The sequence below is a fragment of the Paenibacillus sp. UNC496MF genome (assembly GCF_900113915.1).
Lineage (GTDB): Bacteria > Bacillota > Bacilli > Paenibacillales > Paenibacillaceae > Paenibacillus_Z > Paenibacillus_Z artemisiicola.
This window is the reverse complement of record NZ_FORE01000015.1, coordinates 17,448-41,490: the sequence shown is the minus strand read 5'-3', so window position 1 is coordinate 41,490 and position 24,043 is coordinate 17,448. Positions and strand designations below refer to the sequence as shown.

Annotated in this window: 16 protein-coding genes; 6 read left to right on the top strand and 10 right to left on the bottom strand. The window is 49.6% G+C overall.

Annotated features, from left to right (window positions below):
• Window positions 1-246: 246 nt before the first annotated feature.
• The 7 genes from BMZ79_RS25345 to BMZ79_RS25315 all read right to left on the bottom strand — a co-directional run bounded on the left by BMZ79_RS25345 (window position 247) and on the right by BMZ79_RS25315 (window position 17,172).
• A complete protein-coding gene (locus BMZ79_RS25345; RefSeq protein WP_090645672.1) occupies window positions 247-4,896 on the bottom strand; it encodes a DUF7402 domain-containing protein in 4,650 nt (1,549 codons plus the stop codon).
• A 655-nt stretch (window positions 4,897-5,551) separates the two neighbouring features.
• The gene (locus tag BMZ79_RS25340; protein ID WP_090645670.1) at window positions 5,552-6,055 is read right to left on the bottom strand and encodes a P-loop nucleotide/nucleoside kinase family protein; all 504 of its coding nucleotides are present in this window, start codon (window positions 6,053-6,055) and stop codon (window positions 5,552-5,554) included.
• 1,133 nt (window positions 6,056-7,188) lie between these two features.
• Window positions 7,189-10,659 carry a hypothetical protein gene (locus BMZ79_RS25335; protein ID WP_218154785.1) on the bottom strand — a complete coding sequence of 1,157 codons (3,471 nt, stop codon included), beginning with the start codon at window positions 10,657-10,659 and terminating at the stop codon, window positions 7,189-7,191.
• Window positions 10,660-10,866: 207 nt separating this feature from the next.
• Window positions 10,867-11,415, bottom strand: coding sequence for a HupE/UreJ family protein (locus BMZ79_RS25330; protein WP_090645665.1), 549 nt, complete (start codon window positions 11,413-11,415; stop codon window positions 10,867-10,869).
• 35 nt (window positions 11,416-11,450) lie between these two features.
• Window positions 11,451-12,725, bottom strand: coding sequence for a tetratricopeptide repeat protein (locus BMZ79_RS25325; protein WP_090645662.1), 1,275 nt, complete (start codon window positions 12,723-12,725; stop codon window positions 11,451-11,453).
• A gap of 22 nt (window positions 12,726-12,747) precedes the next feature.
• Complete coding sequence (locus BMZ79_RS25320; protein ID WP_090645659.1) at window positions 12,748-13,923, bottom strand: HupE/UreJ family protein; 1,176 nt, start codon at window positions 13,921-13,923, stop codon at window positions 12,748-12,750.
• Window positions 13,924-14,157: 234 nt separating this feature from the next.
• Window positions 14,158-17,172: an S-layer homology domain-containing protein gene (locus tag BMZ79_RS25315; protein WP_256253140.1), complete on the bottom strand. Its 3,015-nt coding sequence runs from the start codon at window positions 17,170-17,172 to the stop codon at window positions 14,158-14,160.
• A 427-nt stretch (window positions 17,173-17,599) separates the two neighbouring features.
• Between BMZ79_RS25315 and BMZ79_RS25310 the strand changes: the two genes are divergently transcribed.
• The 4 genes from BMZ79_RS25310 (at window position 17,600) to BMZ79_RS25295 (ending at window position 20,399) form a co-directional block, all read left to right on the top strand.
• On the top strand, window positions 17,600-18,163 hold the full coding sequence (locus BMZ79_RS25310; RefSeq protein ID WP_090645654.1) for a hypothetical protein: 564 nt from the start codon (window positions 17,600-17,602) through the stop codon (window positions 18,161-18,163).
• Window positions 18,164-18,194: 31 nt separating this feature from the next.
• Window positions 18,195-18,587, top strand: coding sequence for a hypothetical protein (locus BMZ79_RS25305; RefSeq protein WP_090645651.1), 393 nt, complete (start codon window positions 18,195-18,197; stop codon window positions 18,585-18,587).
• A gap of 229 nt (window positions 18,588-18,816) precedes the next feature.
• Window positions 18,817-20,016 (top strand): hypothetical protein, encoded by a 1,200-nt coding sequence (locus tag BMZ79_RS25300; protein ID WP_218154784.1) that lies wholly within the window; start codon window positions 18,817-18,819, stop codon window positions 20,014-20,016.
• Window positions 20,016-20,399 (top strand): hypothetical protein, encoded by a 384-nt coding sequence (locus tag BMZ79_RS25295; protein ID WP_090645646.1) that lies wholly within the window; start codon window positions 20,016-20,018, stop codon window positions 20,397-20,399. Before BMZ79_RS25300 ends, BMZ79_RS25295 begins: the two co-directional genes overlap by 1 nt.
• A gap of 109 nt (window positions 20,400-20,508) precedes the next feature.
• Here BMZ79_RS25295 and BMZ79_RS25290 read toward each other — a convergent pair whose 3' ends face one another.
• Complete coding sequence (locus BMZ79_RS25290; RefSeq protein ID WP_090645644.1) at window positions 20,509-21,618, bottom strand: AraC family transcriptional regulator; 1,110 nt, start codon at window positions 21,616-21,618, stop codon at window positions 20,509-20,511.
• Between the two features lie 166 nt (window positions 21,619-21,784).
• Between BMZ79_RS25290 and BMZ79_RS33795 the strand changes: the two genes are divergently transcribed.
• The gene (locus tag BMZ79_RS33795; RefSeq protein WP_143089081.1) at window positions 21,785-22,033 is read left to right on the top strand and encodes a hypothetical protein; all 249 of its coding nucleotides are present in this window, start codon (window positions 21,785-21,787) and stop codon (window positions 22,031-22,033) included.
• Between the two features lie 43 nt (window positions 22,034-22,076).
• Here BMZ79_RS33795 and BMZ79_RS25285 read toward each other — a convergent pair whose 3' ends face one another.
• Window positions 22,077-22,544: a hypothetical protein gene (locus BMZ79_RS25285; protein WP_090645641.1), complete on the bottom strand. Its 468-nt coding sequence runs from the start codon at window positions 22,542-22,544 to the stop codon at window positions 22,077-22,079.
• A gap of 115 nt (window positions 22,545-22,659) precedes the next feature.
• On the bottom strand, window positions 22,660-23,079 hold the full coding sequence (locus BMZ79_RS25280) for a cupin domain-containing protein (protein ID WP_090645639.1): 420 nt from the start codon (window positions 23,077-23,079) through the stop codon (window positions 22,660-22,662).
• 387 nt (window positions 23,080-23,466) lie between these two features.
• Here BMZ79_RS25280 and BMZ79_RS25275 point away from each other — a divergent pair, with 387 nt between their 5' ends.
• Entirely contained in the window at window positions 23,467-24,018 is a 552-nt protein-coding gene (locus BMZ79_RS25275) for a VanZ family protein (RefSeq protein WP_090645636.1), read from the top strand.
• Window positions 24,019-24,043 lie beyond the last annotated feature (25 nt).

The following is a 24,043-nucleotide window of genomic DNA, read 5'->3' as shown; positions in this document are numbered from 1 at the left end:
GCGCCTATGCCTCAGAGCCGTTCCGGGCGAAAAGATGGCGTCGCGAACGTTGGCGAACGACGGCAATCGAGCGTTCTTAACTGTTATCTGTCTTTCCAAGCTAGCTTCAATCGGGAGATAAATATATGAATAGCCCCTCATCCGAAAGGGATGAGGAGCCGCCGCGTTACCACCCTAAATCAGAACATTCCTGTGTAAAAACAGGAAGTGCTATCCCTTTATCAAGTCGCCGTTAATGGTTCGCCTCTACTTTGCGACTTCATCGACAATCTTAAGTTCTGATAAGCCGACATTAAGGCCGCTTCCGCCGGATACTTGGAATTTCACCCAAGTTATATCCTTACTCGGGAACGTCACGGAATGCGGGCTTCCATTGTTTGGAATCCCCGTAACGGACAATGAGCTTCCATCGCTGAACGTGAGCGTTCCGCCAGGTGCCCAGTCCAAATTATTCGTTCTGTCGAAGAAGGTGATTTTGTTGACTGTTTGACTGCTGCTCCAATCCAGCTGCAGCCACGGATTCAGTTCCCCCTGCGAGGCCCATTCGCCGCTGTCATGAACGCCGGTGATACCGTCTATGGCTTTGGATGCCGCATAGTTGCTGCTAAAAGCGGACGATGCCGTCGCCGTTGCCGTTCTTGCGAGATTGTTGATGACCGTCATGTTGCTAGCAGCCGTATGGCTCCCATCTTCCGTCGTCACGGTAATGACCGCGCTGCCTGCAGCGAGGCTCCGTACGACGCCGTTCTCGACCGTTGCGACGCCGGGGTTGCTGGAACTCCAGGTTATATTTTGGTTCGTCGCGTTGCTCGGCGCAATCGTAGGGGTCAAGTCCAAAATCGTATTCGTATCCATTTCGGCCGAACTTGGGCTTAGGCTAATGCCCGTTACCGGGAGGACCGGCGAATCCGTCGTAAACACTTCCATTTCTGAAAGTCCGACATTGGATCCGGTACCTCCGACAGCCTGAAAGGTTACCGAAGTGACTTTTTTGGGAGCGAAGAAGATCACTTTCCCTCCGTCATCCTGCGGTATCCCATTAATCCCCGTCATGCTTGTGCCATCGCTGAAGGCCAGCGTACCGCCATTTACATTATCCGTCGCATTGGCCCGATCATAGAGTACGATTCGGTTGATCGTGACGGCGGATGGCCATGTGAGCTGTATCCGCGGGTTTTGCTCATTCAGAGATGCCCATTCGCCGGTATCCCCTACCAGGCCATCCGCCACCGCTGCCGCCGCGTAACGGGCACTTAACTGAGAAGATGCCGTTACGGCAGCATCGGGAGCAATATTTCCGGGCGTTCGCCAGCCTTTGGCCGTTGTCGCGTCGACCGCATGACTCGAAGCCGAGAGGTTGCCCGCCTGATCATAGGCCTTAACGGTATAACGGTAGGTCATGCCAGGCAAGACGGTGATATCCAGGTAACTGTTTAGCGTTGCCGGAACATCCGCAAGCCGGACGCCATCCCGATATACGTTATACCCTTTAACCATAAGATTGTCCGTTGACGGAGCCCATGAAATCGACGCCCGGTTTCCAAACGCATAATCAAGGCTTAAATTTGAAGGCGCCGTAGGGGCTGGATTATCGCGGTTCGCTCCGCTGGTTGCAGTAGCGGCTTCGGATGGCGTCCCCTTCAGCCCTCCCCGGACGGCTCGAACCTTATAGTAATACGGTTGGGTCAGCCCATCGACCACTTGTTTGTCGAAGTAACGATTCACCGATGTCGTTCCCATGTAATTGCCTGAACCCGGTTTGAAGTTTTTGTTCGTACTTCTAAACACCTCGTAGGCGGCGAGTTTGGTATCGGATAGATCCGTCCAAGACACGAGCGTACCCGAGTCATCCTTCGTTGCCGTAACCCCTGTAACCTGAGCAGGAGCCGAACCGTACTTGAGCCGGATGGTAGAATAACCGTACCCATTAATCGTAAACGTCACTTTACCGCGCGCAAGCGGCATCGCGCCTCTGTCGTTTTCCAGAAGATCGGTTCTCGTGACGGACGACGGGTTAAAATAGGACAGGTCGACGGTTACTGTCGTATCGACTCCCGTGGTTTCATTGAATCGCAGAATCGTGCCCTCTCCGTTGGCTTCGGCGGGTTTGGCCGTCGTCATCACGACATTGTCGGCGCTGACTTTTACGAATTGGCCTTTGGTTTCATTGAGTCCGGCCCCAGCCTGTGCACCGGTGATTACTCTCGCTTGCAGCGGGGTCGTCGATTGCCAGCCATACTTATCCGCTCTGCCCGCTTGCCAGTTCTCCCCTGCGTGAGACATTAGCGTATACTTGAAGGTTGTCGGACCCGGTTGCGATTGAATGAAATTGGTACTCCATTTGTTACCGTACACATAGCTAAATATCCAAGGTTTCGGCGTATTGTAATCGACATCGTACAAGCCCGATCTTCTGCTGCCGTACTCCACCACCGGCGCGGATTGCGGGAATAGCGTAATCCCGTAATTGCCGGACGGATTCGAAGCGTCGATCCACCTATGAACGGTGCGATAATCGGTGCTCGATGCATAGTACTGTTCATTCTTCGGATTGTTAATGTTAGGATCCACATACGGCCTGAAATCGCCTGAGGGCATCTCGGAACGCAGCGTGAAATCGGGCACGTTCAACGGGAAAGTAAAGAAACCTTCCTCGTCCTCGGTAACTCTATACGACCCGGGCGCATCGATCTTATTCACGACATTGACGATATCGATTTTTGGCAACGCATCATACAGGATGACGTTTCTTTGAATCCCGGCTGTCCCATCGCTAAAGCCCGTGGAAGTCATTTGTCCCTGCAGGGCACCGACATCAATCGAGACGGAAGCTCCGTAGACCGTGCTTTCCGATTTAAGGGTGTGGAAGTCGAGAACGCTCTTATCGTAGACGAATTCATTCATTTTGTATGGCGAGGCAGGATCCACCATTTCGACATTCCCATGCTGCTTGTCAATGATGCTTGAGATTTCCCCTTGTTTGCCGAAAGTGACCTTGAAAAACCGGTTTTCCAGCGTATGTTCGCTTTTCTTGAACGTTGACGGAAATGCAGGATCATTCGCTCTTGCCGTTACCAGAAAGGTCTTATAACCAAGACCGGGCACGTTCGGCGTAACAAACGCTACGGTCCCATCGCTTAATTTGTCGTATTTCAATGGCGTCGACGTCTCGGTATCCGTGATATCGAAGTGTGCGGGCAGATCGGAGAGGTTGACTTTGACCAGATCCGATCTCGTCCAAGACAACGAATTGAAGACCGAAATTGTCTGGCCTGTCGTAGGAATCAGCGTGCTTAAACTGGCCAAGGAATCGTTCATGATCCTGTCCGAGAGGTTCTTGGCCGTTATGGCGTTATTTCGTTTCCAAATGTGCGTATCATCCACCGCGGAGTCCGAGCTCCCGAATGTGTGCTCGTCGTATAAATTCAAGTTATTATAGGCGTTCCACACGTCTTGGTAAGGATATCTGAAATTCGGGCCGGCCTGATTGGCGAACGTCGCGAACGTTTCCGCTGCCGGCACATTGTCTTGCGCATCCTTTTGGACGCTTTCGCTGTAAGCATCCGAAGGTATGCCATAGTTCCAATAATTCTCATAATTTCCTTTGAAAACGGGAATCGATGGACTGAAGTTCGCATCGACGTATTGATAAAAATCCTTCACATTGGAATCGACGAACTTCGGAAAAGCATACGGTCTCCCTGCTGAATCTACCCTGGCATTCATTTCTTTGATCCGATCTTTTACCGAAGACAGGAGCGGGCCGTTATCCAACCATGGCGTATTTTTTTCCAACACCGCGTCTCCGACATAGGTCGAGGACTGAAACACATTCATTAACGTATCGCTAACGGCCTGGGTCGTATCCGCGATCGTAGTCGGAGCGGCATTATTTACTCCGGTACCTAGAAATTTCATTTGGTTCTGATTGTACAAAGCGCCTTGGTAGATGAGCACTTTGTTATTCGGCTTCCTGCCTTGAGCATAAAAAATGCGGGGGTACTCCTCGAGCATGACTTTCGGCGTACCGGCATATATGTTGAAGCCCAAGAACATATATTTGATTCCCATGTCTGCCATGACGTCGACATTGGACCACGAGAAACTCGGATTATCATCCATGATCGCCACGCCGCTTGACTCCGTTCCGAGCTTGTCCTTCAGGTGTCTTTCCGAAAAGTAATAATATCGGATGAGTTCCTCCGTGCTCATGGCCTCGAAAGAGGTGTTCACATAACTTGCCGGATATTGAAGCCGGTCGTTTTTTATATTCGTTTTCAGGGTTTCGATTTGGTCGGCAGTTCGGCTGTTTAACGATCCAAACAGCCTTATGGATTGCTCCATCGGATACCTGAACTGATCAGGCTTCGCCCAACTGTCCGTCTGGGCGATGTACGTATTCGCATCGTCCGTTTCTTGAGGCCATGTCGAATTGATCAGCGTCTCGGGATAATCCGTATAGCCAATATCCGTGTGCGAATCGTGGGCGACGTATACGGTCCAATGGCGGATTTTTTTCTGAGATACCGTTGTCGATTCGCGCGCGGTATCTGCTCCGGAGGCATTATCGTACACTTCGAAGGTTACGTTATCGCCATCGTTAATAAGTTCAACGACATGAACGGTTACTGTATTGGAGCCGTTGTCGAGGATACCGATCGGTTCCATGTACGGGGGTTGACCGTCGGCGGCGATTTTAACCCACGCGTTATAGGCAGGGCCCGCATTATGAATCGTCAGCTTGGTTTCTGATTTATACGTCCCGGCTTCATCGATAATATACGGGGTTTGCGAAACCGTAATCGTCGACGCAGCCTGCACCTTTTTTAAATCAAACCTACTCACACTTGATAACATAACAGCAATGATTAAGAGATAGAGCCCTACTTTTTTCACTACCTTACCCGCCTCCTAATGGAAGATTTCGGTTCATGAACCGTGCTGCCAGCTTGATAAAGCCTCAAAACACCTCCCTATAAACGATGGATATAACTTCCATGCCGAGTATATCCTGTTATGCGCCATAAGGGTAGCACGCACTTTGTTCTTACATAGTGTCTAAAAGTATACTAAGCGTTTTTCCCGGCATCCTTCGGTAGTCGCTGATCTACGGGCAGCAGCACCGAAAAGGCTCGCACGGCTCTGCTTGATACCGATAATTGCCGACCTGCGGCGACGAAGCGGCCTCCGGAGCCGCCTCCGGTTCGCGCTGATATCGCTTTCAAAATGAGCCAGCCTCCTTGTTTTTGAAACCTTACAACGTTGTATTAGGCTCATTCTATTTCGTTGGGAAAGCCCCTCCATAAAAAATGTTTCGGCATTCTATTAATAATTTCATGAGACGGCTTCCTTGGCATCCTCCGAACGAATTAAAACGCAAAAAACCTCCGCGTCGCTGCGGAGGAACGATGAGCTTCCGGCCGGATGCCCGTTAGAGCAATACTACCTATTGTCCCGTAAGCGGAGCACCATATATAGCAACAGAACGTCGTAGTTTGCGTAAGTGAGATCTTTCCAAAATTAGATTGTATCGTTTATCTTTCCAGTGTTGCTACGGTAGGCAGGCAATAATGTCATCCGCGACTTTAGTTAGCGGTTGAGTAGCATCAATCGGTATCGCGCCATCTTCTTCGATTGTTCGACGTTGGAAACCTTCAAATGTGCGTAAGATTTCATTTAATTCCTCGGGATGCATACCGTAATCACCGGCACTGCGGTTTTGAAGGCGATTGGTGAGAGTTGCCGCATCTATTGTCAGCATAAATATTTTTCTGAATACCGGATAAAATTGTTGCTGATTGGAGGTAGCGCCGGTAATAAATACATCTCTGGGGTTGTTAAGTATTTCTCTTAGTCGATTACTGTCCCAAACCCAATCTGTTTCAGTGTACCGGTCCAACATTTCGGTTATTGGTCGCCCTGTTAAACGGTCCGCGTGATACGTGAGTCCAGGGGTTCTGTCACCATCGTAGGCGATGTACCCCCGCTTTTGGAGCTCTATCGCTAGGGTAGATTTCCCCGTACCTGCTTCACCTGTTATAAGATAAGCGGGCATCCTAACACTCCTTTCAATTATAAAAAGCTGGCGTAATGAAGGCAGCCGAATTCGTTCGACTGCCTTCAATTTTGACTGTTGAGCTACCGTATCCCGTTAGTTGAACAGTGTGCTATATATACTTTTTAGTCCAGTGATTAAAAATGACAGTGAACATAACTATGCCACTAATGATAAGTATTACTCCTATAATAATAGGACAATATACAAATGCATTAATTATGCCGACTTGTACCAGAAGATCTTGATTCGGATTAATGAATTCCTGACAGTCATTTATGAAGTGAAACTTTAGTCAGCTTGATTCCAGTAAACTGTCCGTTAGCATAACGACGGCAGCCGACTTACTCTTTGTTCCCCTGAAGTAGCGTTAGAATAAGCTTTCTCCCCTCCAACGATTCCGCTCGAGTCGACTGAAGAAGGCATCAAATACTTTGCTTCAAATTCTTTTATTGACTCATCCCTCTTATCTGTGCCTCTAAGAATCCAGGTTTCGTCTTGATATCTCGTTCCCATAAGTTTTTTTGCTATATCGACCCTTATGCCTTTACTTTGAGGTGTGAAGCCTAAAGAGCAAGTCATTAAAATCAGATTGAAATCACTACAATCATTCGTTTTATATTGGAGTTCATAGTAAGGCCTCCACTTTATAGCATTTTCCGTCTCCCATTATTTGACGTTAGTCAAACGGAATTGTTGCGCTAACCTGCCCACCAGTTGCATTTGTGTGCATTGAACTTCGGTGTCCCATTAGTTGCGCTTCTGGCGATTGGCAGCGTGGTTCTCTCTGCCCTAGAACCGGTCGCGCGCTAGCCCCATCCAACTGAGTTCTCCGACCAATTTCCAAATAAAACCGCTACCCTTTACCGCCCTGTTGGCCTAAAAATGACAGCCACTCTGAAAGCGGCTGTCATTGACCGGCAAGGAATCTTGAACGCTTCTTGACCAAAATGAAAAGCCCTAAGAGTGAATCCCACCCTCAGAGCCAAAGGTACACGTAATAAATCACTTAAAAGCAATATGAGGATAGGACGTATCTATTTTTGTTTTTTTCATTGTCCTCACCTCATTGCGATTATTTTTATAGCAACACAATCATAACTTTAATTAACTCTCAGAGGTTTTCCTTGCGTTTACGCGGCTTCATGCAGGAAAACGCGATCTACAGCTGTGCCGGAAGTAACGGCATCATCGATCGAGAACGGCAAGATCGTGGTTTTTGTTCCATCGGCTGAAATCACTTTAAGACGATAATCGGTTGTAATCGCTTCGGTTGAATCAACCGCGCGATCACTACCATCGACAACCGAAATCGTTTGGACGCCAGCGAGCGATATAATCTCGTCTAGAACGTTTCCGACCGTAGTTCCGGCTTTAATATCGATCGCATGGTCTGAAATGGCGTTAATATGCGTGCTGGTATAGGCGATATCCACGGCTTTGTCAGCGACAACGCTCGGGAAAACGTAGGATTGCGATAAATTTGCTTGTTTGGAACTATCAAAAGCGGTACTGCCGTTTGCGTCGGGATACACGGTCGGCGTTTGGGTTGGATACAGTTTATTGAACGTTTTAATCGCGATATTGCTGAAATGATAACTTGACGTCCCTCTAACTTGTACGGCGCTGCCGATTAACCCGCCTTGCAGAATCGTGAGGTTATTCAGATCAACGTCCGTTCCGTTATCCACGACAATCGCATAACGGTCATTTCTTAACGCGTCTTCATATTGGATGGAACTGTCTTGAATCGTGACATGATCGACATATTTCATGAGTATGCCATAGGCAGGGAATGAACTCGCATTCGAATAGGACGATGTTCGATAGTTCCCCCCGTTTTTAGCTTCGGCGATCACTTCCGTCGTGTTGGATAGAACCGGCTTGGAAGCAGGTTTGGCAGGATTAAAGGACGCCGTGAGATCAAGATTCTTAATCGTGATATTGCGAACGGGATACGTTTCTCCATCTACGATGGTTCCAACCGATCCAACGTCGACTTGGCCCGCCGCTCCGGTGCTTGGAAAACGTTTATAGCCTTGAATCACGATCGGGAACGCTCCGTCTCCTCCGGCGTTCTTGGATAACACAGCCCCATCGACCGTTACATTGGATATCGAACCGGGTCTTCGTATCCCAAGCGGCAGCCTCGCTGTTTGAAGACTTCCGTCTTCGTCAAACCCGGCACCTTCAAAACGAGGAGATACGCCGAAAGCAATGCCGCCGGATGTGTTTTCCAAATGCAAATCCGAAAAGGTGACGTTGCTTACGTTTGAACCGTCGTTGACCCAGATGGCCACGCCGGTCTTGTTGGCATTGGTGGTCAGCGATAAATTTTTGGCGGTGATATTCGCCATATCCCCAACCGTTTCCGAGCCTAACTGGAACACGTTTCCGCCAGCGATGTCGCCGGCAACGATTTTTTCAATCGCGATATTAGAAACGTGTCTAATAAATCCTAACGAAAAATCGCTTCCTAATTTTGCGACGTCATTACTGGATTTCAACGTCGTCACGTTATAAGCGGATGCGTCGTTATCTTGCATAAAGTTGAAGGTGTCTCTTTGGCGACCGGAAGTAGAGTCGGGCAGAACGATATTTTGAACCCGAATGTTATCGCAGCCAGTGGTTAGTATCGAGAACCAGCCGCCTTGTTCAATGGTTAAACCATGCTCCTCATCCGCTCCGCCAACCACGATATCTTTCGACAGTTTGAACGAGATGGTTTTCGTTCCGTTACCAGGAACGTAAGGATCGCTATAGCCCGTATATAAATTCATATTCCCGTAAATCTTGGCCGAATTCCCGATAATTTTAATGTTCTCTACGCGAACGCCCCACATAAGGGCGTCTTCCCAGTAACCATGACCGTCATCCTGCCCCAAAGCGAAAGGATAATTTAAAGGAGCTTCTCTGGCGTCGATCTTGTCCAAGGCGATCAGTTGGGCGTTTTTGTCAAAATATAAATAGACGTTGCTTCTTAAATGGATGCTGTTCGAAGCAAAATTCGAGTCTCCTCGGAAATAAACCGTTCCGCCGCCATTTTTGCTTGCCGCGACAATCGCTGCATTTATGGCGGCAGCATTATCCGTTCCGGTATAGTGAACAATGTCGCCCGCGCTTTCCGATACGGTTGCGTCAGCAACGGCACCAAAGTTCGTGACATCGTATTGACCTGAATAATAGCTCACCATGTTGGAACTTCCATCGGATGTTACCAGCTTAAAAGAATAATTGGTCTCCGGCAACAGGTTCGACAGGATGGCTTGTTGCGCTTTGAAATCTGTTCCCGTATTCACCCAAGTTAAACCTTTGTCTAAACTTGCATAGACGCTTGCTTGCTTATTGATGGAATCGGCTTCCAGTACGACCGTTGTCGGGGTGTTATAGGAGACATCGGCAGCTTTTCTGACTAGATGGGTTACGGTAGAAGCGACATTGAAGTTTGCCGTCCCCGTTTCCGTATAATCCGCTTCGCGAGGCGTTCCCGAATAAGCCTTGCCGCTAAAAGTCGCACGGAACGTTCCGCCTCGGCTCGGAATTCTTTTGTTTTTCAGAACAAGCGTAACGTCAACGCCATTGTATGCGCTAAAATCCGTGTCCTTGATGGAAACCGTTTTTCCGCCGTCCGTGATGGCCACTTTGGTTCGTAAATCCTCATTCGAATTCATATCTCTAACCCAGTTTCTTCCCGAATGGTTATAATCTTTTGCAGAAGCGATAGCCGCATCATTGAGTTGTACGAAACCGCGGCCGATTAAATCGAACGTATCCGTAGAGGAAGCCGTTATGCCATCCGGCAAATGAAAGGTTAGCGTCCCGTATAAATATTTTCTTTCTGGCGTGGTTTTATTAATCGAATATTCTAATCGTATATCTTGCGTTTGACCGACTGTATATTGCTGCAGGTCGGCCTTCAACGTGGATAGTTGGATGGTAAACGCTTTGGACGTTCCATCTTCCGCAACGACGGTTAATATGTCGTGATTTACGATTTCATCGGCCGGCTTTTTTTCGGCCCCCGAACGATCCGTAACCGAATAACGTTGAATCGAAGGGTCGGTTGCGTCAATTTCGGCAAGCAAGTGTTCAACATGAGATTGAGGGAGCATATCAATCGTGCGATGCGCGTTGTCGATGTTTGATAGGTGAATGGCGTTATTCAGCGCTCTAAGATCGGTGTTGGAAGAACTTTGCGGCTTGAAGGCAACCTTTTTAAGCGATATCGAAGCATGGCGAATTTGCAGCGTGTAGGATTTGGCACGGTCAACCGCCGGCAAATTCGTGATCGAATACGCTATCCCGTCTATGCCTTTGAGTGCACTGATTTTGGCATCGGACAAATCGATATTATCGTCTCCGTCACTGATTGAAAGATATGGCGGAACACTGCCGTTTGTCAGATTCAATAGATCGCTCGTTGACGATGTCTTGAACGAAAACGTGTCCGACGCTCTTACGTTAGACGAAAACCCCAAAGGCGTTATTTTTTTGGACTGTCCGTGATTATCCTGCTTTACCGGTTTCAAGCTGTCGCCAGGTTGCGAATTAGACGCAGCCCATGCACCGTTAGCGAGACTAAACAACATCGTTAGCGCAATCATAGTGGATATAAACGGCTTATGTTTCAACTTTACTCACGCTTCTTTCTTTTCATTTGCATGCAATACTAGAATAATTCAGTTTTGTTTATGGTTGTTCATGAGGAAGTAATGAAAACGTAAATTTGCCCTTCTCATCCATAATTGAGCACAAATGCCTAGGAAGGCAGCCATGCCCCACGCCTATGAGACGCATTGAGAGGCAGGTGTTTAGAAGAAGATCCTTTCGGTTAACCACAAGCCGCCTAATACAAAAGCGATCGCCGAACAGATATTGACGACTCGGACTGAAAACTTCCATTTATGAATCACGAAGAGCAGCGGCAGCAGGATCGCGAGAATCCCTAACTGCGCAACCTCGATGCCTAAATTGAAACTAAAAATATTAAAGGCCAGATAGTTTCGGGCCAGATCCATGCCTTTCAACAAATCGGCGAACCCCATTCCGTGGATCAAACCGAATACAAACGTAATCATCCAGCGTTTCTTCACGTCTTTTCTGAATATATTTTCAATGGCAACATAGCAAATGCTAAGCGCAATCGCGGGTTCAACGATACTAGCCGGTACATTGATAATGTCGAGCACCGTCAAGGTCAAGGTTAAACAGTGCGCAATGGTAAAGGCCGTAATCACCGCGGCATATTGTTTAATCGTTTGCCTTGCGATTAACAGCGAGAAAATAAACAATAGGTGGTCATAACCGGTTAAAATATGTTCCACGCCTAATCTGAAAAACGAAATAAAAGCGGAAATCATTACTACGAACCCCTCCTAAAATGTGAAATGCGCCGTTATTTCGCCTTACGTGTTGCATAACCAAAGCTATACGCCATATAGATGAATAAACTTGCAATAGCCGAGCTCCACAATAAGATGACGAACGTGGACGTCAAAGGATCTCGATCTGCCTCTATTGCAGTGTTTAGGATGATCTTCCTTCCGCTATAAATCGTCAGGTAATACGCCATGAACAAAGCAGCCGCCATATGCAAACCGCTCACCGAGATGAAAACCAATCTGCCGGTTATGCGCGACAGCGGAGCAAGAAGCTTGATCACGAGTATGGAAAAGATCGATAAGCCCAACAGCCATAAGAAAAACCGCGGGTCCGCTTCCGGCTCCTCCCTGATCTTCAGGACAAGAATAGGGACTAGTGAAGCCAGGGCAAGCAGGGAAATCGGCCTGGCAAGTCGCTCGAAGTACGGACTTACACGGAAATCCCCCCGATAGTGGGACGGAAACAGCAAGAGAACGACGGCTAGATAATAAGCAAGACAACCCATAAAGCCAATCGCCATGTTCCTGTGATTCATAATCTCGTTTTTTTTCACGGCATAATTAAACCGTTCTTCCGGACTCGCGAGAGTCATAGCCTGGTCCAGGGCTCGAATGGCCTTGTTATAATGATGTTGCTTCACGAGAATGTCGGCATATAAACGCAGGGCCAAGGCTTGGTCCGCAGGGTCTGTCATCCCGGCCTTGCCAAAGCTGTTGATATCGTTTTCCACATGCTCGCTAGCGGCTTGATATTCGGCGTCTTCAAAATATTGATTAGCCAAGTAGAGATGCATTTCGGGCGCAATCAATGCGTTTTCATTCTTGGAAAGAATGGCTTCCACTTTCGCCAGCTTGTCTTGATCGGAACGCTTGTCCTCTTCCAACTGAACGCTTCTAAAATCCCGCAAGGCTTGCCATTCAGAGCGCCTCTCCTCGAGATACGTCATTCTGTCCCGAAAGTCGTTCGCGAACGTACCGCTCGGAAAACGGTCGAGATACGTCTGATACAAGGTCAATGCCTGATCAAAATCAAATAGGTAATCATCGTAGATATGGGTTAATTGCTTGTACACGATCTCATCCTTCAGGTTCGGGTCCTTGGCCAACAGTTCTTCCAAAACCAGCGCCGCCTGCTCATAATTTTTAGCGGCAACGAATTGGTTGGCCTTCGTACGGTAAGCTTGTCCATCGGCCTCGGAACTGCCAAAAGCCGTGCACGTACCGGAAATCATCATGAAGACCGCACCTATGACGAAAGCAAAGAAATAAGGCGTTTTAATCTTTTTCATGGCGTTCTCTCTTCCCGCTTTCTTAGAAGGGTACCCATTGCAAATTGAATAGCCGGTCGACGAACCAGAGGAAACCAACCATGAAAATAGCTGCGGAAGCCACGATGGTTACGGTCCGGGGAGAGAACCATTTCCTGATCAAGTAAAGCAGGGGCAACGCGATTAATAAGATCGACAGTTGTCCGATTTCTACGCCGACGTTAAACGAAACCACCGAGCGAACAAGATTCTCTTTGTCCGCGACATATTCCCGAAGCACGCTGGCAAAGCCGAATCCATGAACCAGGCCGAACATAAAGGTGACGAGCCATCGATAATTGACCTGTTTGGAAAACAGGTTCTCCACCGCGATATAACAGATGGAAAGGGCAATGACGCTTTCTACGAATTTCGCGTTCAGATTGACGATATGCATGGCCGCCAGCAGTAACGTTATGCTGTGCGCCACCGTAAACGACGTGATGATCTTTATCGCTTCCCTGACGGATAAGCCGATGACGATTAAAGCAAGCAAGAACGCGATGTGATCATAGCCGGTTAAAATATGCTTGATGCCGAGTACGACATAAGTCGCGATGTCGGACAAGAACGCAGCGGTTTTATCCGAGAAATTCCATACGGTATGATTGGAGTCGAATATAGTTTGCAAATTCGGCTGGGTCTTATCGAAGACCGCCTGCACGGAATCGTCATCGGCATCGGTATAATAAACATAGCCAATATTCACATGCTGATTTCCGGTTTCTTCAAATAGAAGATGATACGCAATGCTCACCTGGTTTTCTTGCCAATTAAAATTCAGATCGCTTATCTTCAGCCAAATTTTCCACAATGTCCCTTCCCGTTCTATTTTAACTACCTGTTCCGGATAGGCGCGGCCGTTAATGGAAACCGATAGCTTCTCGTCGATATAGGGTTGGATGACTTTGGTTGTCAGGTCATGGAGCTGATCATCGGTGAGATGGTCCAGATCATACCCGAGTTCCTTAATCCCTTTTAATTGCTGAAATAAACCGGGGTCGAACTCGATCGTGGACAAAATACGATCCTTGCCAAAAGCCCATTTGGAACTCCCGAGATACATGTCGTGAGCAAAAACGGGGGTAACTCCGAAAAGCAGCAGTGCGATTCCCAAGATCAGTGCGGCTAATTTCTTGAATCCTTGTATACGCATACGATGCACTCTTTTCTTCTTCATGTTAGGATGCGGTCCTTGCCTTCTCGCAATACGCAGACCAGGCTGAATCCATTTACCGCGTACCTGTTTATTTTATGAAATCTATGTATGCCGAACGTTAACGTCACATTGACGTCTCGTAAAGCGACTCGCCTGTTACGCGGCAGGCAACACATTCCAACAACGCAATGGCGGCGAAAGGATAGACTCCTCGCGCCGCCATTTACGTTTACTTATGTTTCGGGATGAACCGGCTTAGAGGCTGCCGTTTTGCTGCAGCAGCTGATAGAGATGATAGATCATTTGCGCGGTTTCCGCCCGGGTTGCCTGACCCGTCGGGTTCAGCGCCGAATCGCTGCCTTGCACGATGCCCGCTTTGACCATTTGCGCAGCCGCTTCGACCGCGTAAGGCGCGATTTTCGCTTTGTCCTTGAAGCCGTTCAACTCCTCCGGCGCGCCGCTCAGGTCGAGCTTGCCGGTGACGTCCATCGCCCGGCTCATCAGCACCATCATGTCCTGACGCGAGATGAACTCGCGCGGATTGAACTTGTTGTCGCCCGTGCCGTTCGCGATGCCGAGCGCCTTGACGATGCCAAGCGCTTGATAATAGTAGTCGTTCGCCTTCACGTCGCTGAAGTTGGAAGTAACATCCGCCTTCAGGTTCAGCATGCGGACGAGCATTTCCATGAAGTCAGCTCGCGTGATCTGCTTGCCCGGCTCGAAGGTCGTGGCCGTCGTGCCGTTGATGATGCCCTTGTCGGCCAGCACCGCGATCGCGTCCTTCGCCCAATCGTAATGCGAATCGATGTCTTTGAACGGGTTGGCCGGAATAACCGGCGTGCCGCCGTTACCGTTGTCCGGTGGCGTCGTATTGCCGTTGTCGCCGTTGTTCGGAGGCGGAGTGCCGCCGTTGTTCGGAGGCGTAGTACCGCCGTTGTTCGGAGGCGTCGTACCGCCGCCGTTGCCCGGAGGCGTCGTATCCGCATCTGCGTAGATGACATGGAGTTGCGGAATTTGGTCCGCGTTGGCGCCCGCGCCCTCAAAGGACTCGGCGGTTCTGGTGCCCTGGCCGGTTAGAATGAAGCCCAATGTATTTCCTTCATTCCATCCATCCTTATTTACGATTTCCTGAACCAAGGATGCCACGTTAGGCGTTTGCTGGGCCGGACCCGCTTCATGTTCGACTTCCCACTTCGGCGCATCCTTCCAGTTTACGAGATCCTTCGTCTTAATCCGCGACGAAACATTAGGCGGATCTTGCAGCTGCGAGTTCGCAACGTCCTCCGCATAAATATTCACGTCAAACGGATCCACGTTCTTATCGGGCTCGTCGACGGAGAATTGAATATAGGCGTCAAGAATCTTCGCCCCTTTAGGAATAGCCAGTTCGGCGAATCGGAGCAAGATCTGTTGGTTGGAATCTTCCGTTACGATTTCCAAATCGGAACTTTCAAGATCCAACGTTCCATCCGCGCCTTCTTCCGTATCGTCGTATTGGCCTTTGATCGGCGCTACGAGAACATGGGCATCTTCGTCCGCCGAAGGGCCGACAATGATGGATACCTTATCGCTATCGACTGTTATTCCATCGACGGTAACGGCTGCCTGAATGGTCACGGCCGTCGTGCGGGAAGGTTGGTTTTTCACGGTTACGGTGCCGTCAGCGGAAATGGACACGATATCCTCCAGGCTCGTCGTGTAGGTCACTTGAGCCGAAGAAAGATCCATGGCCGCTCCCAAGTTGTCTTTCGCCGTTAAGCTCAGCTTAGCCGTAGCGTCGCCGGACAACGAACCGCGATCCGATGTCAACTTCGCTTCGGCCAGCCCGTTCGGATTTTGGATCTTAATGGTCACCTTGTTACTGGTAACCAACTTGCTGCCGTCATAGATCTCAGCCCAAACCTGAGCGGATTCATTAAATACAGGCTTGTTCTTCAGCGTCACGGTTCCGTCCGCCGCAATGGAGAGATAATCCGGCTTATCCGTGTAATATTTTACAAGCGCTTTGGAAAGATCCACGTTGGCATCTTTGCTGTCAACAGCAGCCAGATCGAGCTTAACGTTGCTGTCGGGAACAGCCGTTTCCAACGTATCTTTGTCCGCCGTCATGGTCAGCTTGGAAATATCCAATTGAACTTGCGTGTTGTGAACCGTGATGGTCTCGATATCCGTGCCGTCGATTCGACGGGAGGTCACGTTCATCGTATCCCCATTCACATCGAACTCGGTCAGGAAGTACGACTTGTCGGCCTTGACGATGTTCGGCCAGGTCGGGTCCACGTCATACGACGGAGCGCCGCCGCCGCCGGAGGTGAGGTACTCGATCCCGTCGACCTCGGCACGGGCATAGTTGTGATTGTGTCCGTTCAGATACAGCGGCACCCCAAACTGCTTCAGGATGGGATGGATGTATTTTTGGAGATCCGTATTGTTCTCATGCGTACCGGCACCCCAGGCCGGTTGATGGCCCATGACGATTTTCCACGGCTTGGTCGTGGTGGCCAAATCGTTGATCAGCCAATTGTACTGCGGCGAGTCGGGCTTAAAATCCGCATACTCGTCCAGGACGGAGATATGGACCGGACCGTAATCGAAGGACCAGTAGAAGTCGTTCACGTACGGATATGGGAAGTACTTCTCGTAGACCGAACCTACGCCCTCGTGGTTGCCCCTGGCCCCCATCATCGGCACCTCGGTTTGGAGCGCGTGCAGCTGCGGGTAGGCTGATTCCGGAACGAAGTACTGGGCGGTCCAATTGCTCTCGGAGTCGCTCGAAGCGATGTCACCGCTGTTCAGGAGAATCGTCTGGTAAGACGGGTCTGCGGCGTAAGCCTTCCGCGCCAGGTCGGCTACCTTCTCCTGGTAATCCGGTTGGGTACGGCTGTCGCCATAGGAGAGAAATTTCACGGAGGTCGCGTCATCCGCAGGCGCCGTGACGAACGAACCGGCCTGACCGTCTACCTCATAATAATACTTGGTAGCCGGTTCCAACCCGGTGATGTCGAACTTATGCTGGTTGTCTTCACCGTACGTAGCGACGGACTGTTCCCCCAGCGCATACGTGGTGTCTTTCCCCCACTTGATCGTATTCGGCTGGCTGTCGCTCGTCTGCCAAAGGACGCTCATCGAGCTGTTTGATCCTGCGTACAGCAGATACGGCCCCTTAATAATCGTGCTTTCAGCCGATACGTTGTAAATGCCGATGGTGAACAAAACCGTAGCTACGAATAGAACCAAGGTCAAACTTTTCCACTTGGCTTTTAACTTCACCTTCACTTCGTCATCCCCTTCTCTGTCATTGGCAGTCGGCCATGGAACCCCCCCGGTCGGCCTCTTCCCCGATCAATCCAAAACTAACGAACTCCCTCCTTACTCCGCTTTTATCGACACACCAGTAGTCTGCCGGCACGCTTCTTTCGTTCTCAATGTGCCGCGTAAAGGATTGCGGAAATTACACAATATTTCCGATAACCAACTGCCCTAGCCATTATACTCGCAATCTATCCTTTTAAAATTTAAGAGTAAGTAAACGTTATATGAAGCTAATTTTAAGCAGCCAAGCCGTTTCGCCCCGGCAATAAAAACCGGATACGTTCAGCAGCATTTGCAATTTCCTAAACTAGCCTTAACATTCTCCTGATTATTCTTCTCTACAATAATCGACATCCTAATCCCGAATGAAAGAGATGGACTGCCGATGAAATCCATGTTCAACGCAAGAGACCTTGCGATTACGCAAGCGAGCGCAGCCGCCCTGCTTTTTTTATCGATCCCTTTGTTTAATGTCATCGGATTCAGCAATCATAAGCTGGAAGCCGTCCTGCACGGGCTAGGCGCGACCATCACCGTGATCATGAGCTGCCAAGTCCTTCATTTGACCTATCCCATGCTGCGAGGCAAGAAAGGGGCCGCGGTCACCCTGGAACGGGTGCTCTGGCTTACCAACATCCTGGTTCTGATTACGATCATTCTCGGCAATTGGCTTTACATTGCTTACCGAGGACCGGACGGTCCCCAGCAGTGGCTGATGTACCGCAGCCCCGAAGCCCATCTAGTCGTGATGGAATACAAAGAATTCGTCTCGCTGTACCCGCTCCCCTTGGGAATCGCCGCAGCCGTGTTATTGCGCCGGTTTCGCCATGAGCTCGAAGCGGGCTCGGCCGTTAGCGGCATCATCGCTTTACTGATCACGCTATTCTGGATCTGTTTACTGCTCGGACTTGCATTCGGATTCGGCTTGACGAAACTGAAAATGGTATGATCTTCAACATGGTCGATAGGGAGAGAAAACAGTGAAGGAATCCAAACCACGAAAAACCGGTGAAATCGCCGCCGTTCTGCTTTCCGTATGGCTCGGCATCGCAGCGACGACGCTCTGTCACTTATGGAGCTATTACAATCCGCTCCACGCGAATCCGACTCTGCTGAAATGGGGTTCCTGGATCCCCTCTTGGTGGGCCATCGGTCCCTACACCGGCAAAGAAACGGCGGGACTGGTCGTCTGGTTGGGTACATGGGCGATCCTCCACTGGACGCTCGGCCGGGCAGAAGTCAAGCTGAAGCCTTGGACGATCGGATTTGCGGTTGCCTTTATCGCCAATCTCATCATTCTCTGGCCGACCGTCTACCACGCCATTCTGTGGTGGCCTACCCTGCCGAACACGTTACCGGGAGGAGAGGGGTAAGCTTATGGCGATTCTTTACAAATATAAACTTTCGTTATCGCTGCTCGCGTTAATCGCGGTTCTGTTCTGTTCCTTCTATTGGACAAAGGTACCCATGGAGGGCTTCAAGTCATCCGCTTCGTCCTCCGCGACGTTTCGGTTCGGATACTTCAGCCAGCAGGACGGGGAAATCGGAGATTGGATCAAGCACTTCCGGGACATCTCGTATTTTGCCGCGTCCAACCGGTTGATGGAGGGTCATCCGGAAGCGCGGTCGTTCCAGTTGTACCCCATCTATGACGGTTCGACGACGGAGCAGAAGTTCGACCAAGCGTATCCTCATGTGCCTACCGAGACGCTTCCGGGTTACGGGAAATCCGTTTACGCGATTAAGCAAGGGAACGCCAAGCTCTTCTTCCTGAACGCCGGTCGGTTACAAGAGCCGGGAGACACCCAATTGGAATGGATCCGCAAGACGATGAATGATAACAAGCAAACCTTCGCCCTTGCATGGCTAAGCGAAGATCCGAAACTTCCCGAGGTGTGGAAGGCGCTCCGGACAGCCGGAATAAGCGCGGTCTTCATCCGCGATACCGTCTACGCGCTTCATGTAGGCGTATCCCAAGAGCCTTCCGATTATCGCCCCTCCGATTATGAGGACTGGGACATTTGGGGCTTGTCCGATATGAAGGAGAAGCCTTTTCTTACGGAAATGGAAGCGAATGAAACCGCGTTGACCATTAAAGCGGAGAACGAAGAAGGACAGCCATTGGATCAGCTGGAACTGAACGCGGATAATCTGGCTTCGCGGGACCTTGCCACGTTGAAGGAAAAAGAAGAAATTCCGCTCGTGGGCATTCAATCCTTATGGCATTATCACGCCGGCGACGATTCGATCAAATTCGCCATCCCGGATGGCGTGGACTTGGTGGGAGAAGGTCCGATCATTGAGACGTCGCGCACGGAACCGGTTCCCCTGCCGGATTACGATTGGCGCAGTCCGGATTACGACGATTCCGGCTGGAAGACCGGCAGAGCTGCTTTAGGCTATACGAATAACAAGGAACGGCAGAGCTCGATTCAAACCAACCTGGAAACCGTCGCATCCCCGACGTATTATTTTCGCAAGACGTTTGAATTGAATGGCGATCCGGAGAAGTTGTCGGGATTAATCCTGCACATCGCCTACGAGGACGGTTACGTTGTCTATCTGAACGGTCAGGAAGTCTCGCGGGACGCCATCCTGACCGGGGTCCTAACCGAATCCTCGCTCGCCATTCCGAACGACTTTGCCTCTTATCGGAGAATCGATCTCAAGGCCCATTTAAACAAGCTCGTGAAGGGGACCAATGAAATTGCCGTTGAAGTCCACCGCGGCCATCCCGGCGCGCCCAATCTGTTTTTCGACCTCGGCCTGTCTGTCGAATCCAATGGAGAGGAACGTCAATAATGCGGACAAACCTGCAGACTTGCATTAGAAAACCCGGCATCAGGGACGTTGCATCCTGCTCGCTGATCGTGTTTCTGGCCATCTTGCTGACCGGATGCGTCCCTGCTCCGAAAAGCTCGATTCCGATTGCCGACATTGCCGTTACGAACAACCATCTGATTGTCCAAAACGAAACCGGATTCGTCTGGTTCCATGCCAAGCTTACCATTGACGACAAGTACACCTATGAAGCGGCGATGATGACCGCCGGCAAATCCAGCGTGCCGCTGGCAAAATTCGTTGACGACCAAGGCCATGCTTACGAACGCGGACGGTGGAGCATCCGCAATCTGACGATCGATATTACCGATACGCTGGGCCGAAAAAAGCACTTTAGCTGGTAACGTCGAAACAGGCATTCTTAACAAAATCCAAGTTGGCATCACGCAAAAGCCGTACCCTCATGTTTGTCCGCAAACGCGAAGAAGGAGCTGCCGGTCGGCAGCTCCTTCTTCACGTTTCTTTGTGATTCTCTCGCGTCCCGATACCTTCGCCCCGGTTTGCCAAGCTGCGGTATTCCTTTGGGGTAACCCCGTATAAGGATTGAAACTTTCGATAGAAAAAGGATAAATTGTTATACCCGATTTCTTTGGAAATGTCCTCGACGGTGCGATCGGTTAGTTTTAGCCGCAACGCCGCATGCATGAATTTTTGCTTTTGCACGAGCGCGGAATAGGTTTTCCCGGTTACGTTCTTAATGATTCTGCCTATATGCTCCGCCGAGTACCCGAAGTGCTCGGCCGTCTGCGCCAATGTCGTGTTTAGATAGTGTTTATGAATGTAGGCGATGATTTCGATGACGGAGAGCCCGGATTTGCGTATTCCGTCGTTTACAAACAATCGGTAGCTTTCGCTTTCTACCAATCGGCTGACAAGAACGGTCAAATACGCTTTAATAATCTCCCGGTTCGCCGCTTTAAGTCCGAACGCCTCGCATAATAGGTTCTGAATCGTTTGTTTAATTTGCCAATTATTCAACGTATGGATCAATAGAAAATTCTTCTCTCTAGAAGCATCCGCGATAATCGAAGCGATTGTCCGACCAAGCATATGATCCCCGAGGATGTTATAGATGAATGCACTATCGAAAAATTCATTCTTCGCCAAAAAGTTGATGAGAATGTCATTTTCACCGCATTTGGCAATGGAATGCTCCACATTCTTATTGAGGATAATCAAATCTCCTTCTTTTAATTCGAACCGTTCGCCCTGAATATCTTGATAGAAGGTACCGCTGTAGATGTAATTCATCTCGAATAGGTTATGGGTGTGTGTGGGCATTTGCACAAACCTGGTATGCCTGGAGATGGCGAACAATTCGCCTGTGACATGCAATCGAAGCACATCTCCCTCCAAGGTGTAATGGTAAATGGAAGGGTGAGTGATGGCCATAGCCGGAGCCGGGGCGCCATGAGAATCGTTTTGGACGGAGGGGCTTTTCGCAGACAGGGCACGAGCAAGAATCCGGCTTTTTACGGCATCGTCCGTAAGATCGTTTTCTTTTAATTTCATCTCCAGATCGGTCAATTCAAATAACATACGATCCAATTCTTCATAATTCATGTAACCGCCTCCCCTGGATAGTATATCAGATTTGGTCAGTTAAATAGACAGCACGAGATATTGGAGAACGGGGTTTCATACGATACGATATCCGAAAAGGTTAGTTGACGATAAGTGCCATGATCAGGATGTACGCATGCATGTCAAACGCGCGGAGGAAATGTTCATGAAACTTGCCGATATTGAAAATGCTGCCTTGTACTCCAACCAAGCAATCAGAAGCATCGTAGAAGAGATTTTCATCGAAGGCGAAAGGCTGCTGCGGATTCATACGGCTTGGCAGCTAAAAAACGGCCAAATCTTACTCTATGAATATTCGCCAAGAAACAGTCCCCCTAGTAATTTTTGCATCTATGATTGTTTGGATGATTATAACGAACTCTGTCATGAACTTGATTGGGTGCATGGAAAATAACGAAAAACGGCAGCCGACGGCTGCCGTTTTTTTCAATAGGCGATTAGGTAGTCTCTGACGAATCCATGGCGTCCGGACCGTCAACAACGTCGATTGCACCGACCGCGAGGATGGATACCGCGGCTGCTTTGCCGAGTTTCTTGGCGCCTTCTTTCATCAACCGCTTATCGTTTTCCTTGATTCCGGTCACAACATCCTTCCCGCTTTGGACCACGTATTCGATGCCTTGGCCGGCACCTCTGACAGTCGTCGTGACCGCATCTCCAAGATCCTCGAATCCGGTCTTCGCCTGCTGCTTATCCGCCGTTATTAAACCGGCGCCAACATCCCATACCCCGCTCGCTGCTCGGCCTGCAAGCTCGCCCGTCTTCGCCGTCACTCGTTCCACGTCGTTACCGATTTCTTTGATGTAGTCACTATGGACAAGCTCGCCGGCAACGCGCACCGTACCGCCAAGCACTCTTCCCGTGAGATCGCCCGCCAGCTTTCCGACGCCCTTCAGCAAATCCATTTGAACACCTCCGTATCTTCCTATATGCTGTATAACGAGGATTGACGCCTTTCGTTTCATCCTTTTTCAACTTACGCGATCGTGACCCCTGCCCCGGTCATCGTTTCTTTTCCTTTCAAGCGACCGGCCAATCCACCGGCTTATCCGGAATGACGGCATCCGTCATCTCCCACCGGCGAAGACTGTTGGCTTGGACTTGAACGACGATGAACAATAAATCCCCGGTACCGATATTGCGGAGCGCGCGTTCTCCATCAGGGCCTACGCGAATCGCGGTTCCTTCCGTGACTTCAAAGAGATGGCCATCCACCTGAAACTGGCCCCGGCCGCCTATGAAAAGGTACAGCTCCTCATTATCACGATGTCTGTGGTAGAACGGAACCACTCCTCCCTGCGGCAATTGGTTAAGCGACACCTCCATGCCGGTCAGCCCAAGCCTGTCCTTGAGATAATACTTTCCTGGCGGCCCTTCCGGCACATGCAGAAGACCATCAAACGCTCCCGCATGCATAACCGTAAAATTCGTTCCCGTCATTTGTCGAAATCACCTCTCTGAAATTAGCGTTTTTTGAATCCCGGACCCGCCGCCGATCCTGATGGAATACGCTTCAATCTCGCAGGCGGTAATCACACCAATAATGTAGCACACACTTAATTAAGTGTAAACTATATATAAGATTGTTGTCGTCTCTCCTAACCTAAACACCACTCCTTAAACGATCTCTGCGGTTCGTGGCGGCTGCATTTTGCGAATTTGAGAAAAATTTAAGAAATCGCGCCTGAAAATTTTAAGTCATTACGCTATCTTCGTCCTAGCGAAGCTCACGCAGGTCATCAATCGTTGCTAAAATAGGCTTGACCAGGCAGCCTTGCTCCGCATATCCTTGGTTGCGAAGGATGCAGAAGGGGAACTTATGAGGGTATGAATAGACGAGATCGCATAATAACGGTCATTTTATATGGTGTTTTCATCGGTTACATCGTTTTGTTAATGAAAATCCTGTTCTTCTCGAGGGTTTCGATCATGGAGCTATTCGATGGCCAGCGGGCTTTTGTCCGGTCCATCAATCTCGTTCCTTTATCCAGCATAAGCGCGTACCTATCCGGCGGCTCCGTCAATTTAAAACAATTCGCATTTGCTAACGTGGGCGGCAATATACTTATTTTCATTCCCCTTGGCGCGTATGTGTCCGTATTGCGGAACAATCATGGCGGACGAAGCAATCTATTGCTGATACTCAGCATGAGTTTAGCCGTGGAGGTCATTCAGGGGCTATTGGGCATCGGAACGGCGGATATTGATGATATCCTGCTCAATGGTTTAGGCGGATGGATCGGTATTTTAGCGTGTAAGTCTTTACGATTCCTGTTACGGGAAGAGAAGAACGTACGCGCGGTCATCGCGGCACTATCTGCTCTCGTAGGTTTACCGGTTATGTTTGATTTATTATTCATGATCCAAATGAGATTCTAAACGGCGATTCGACGAACAAGAGGCA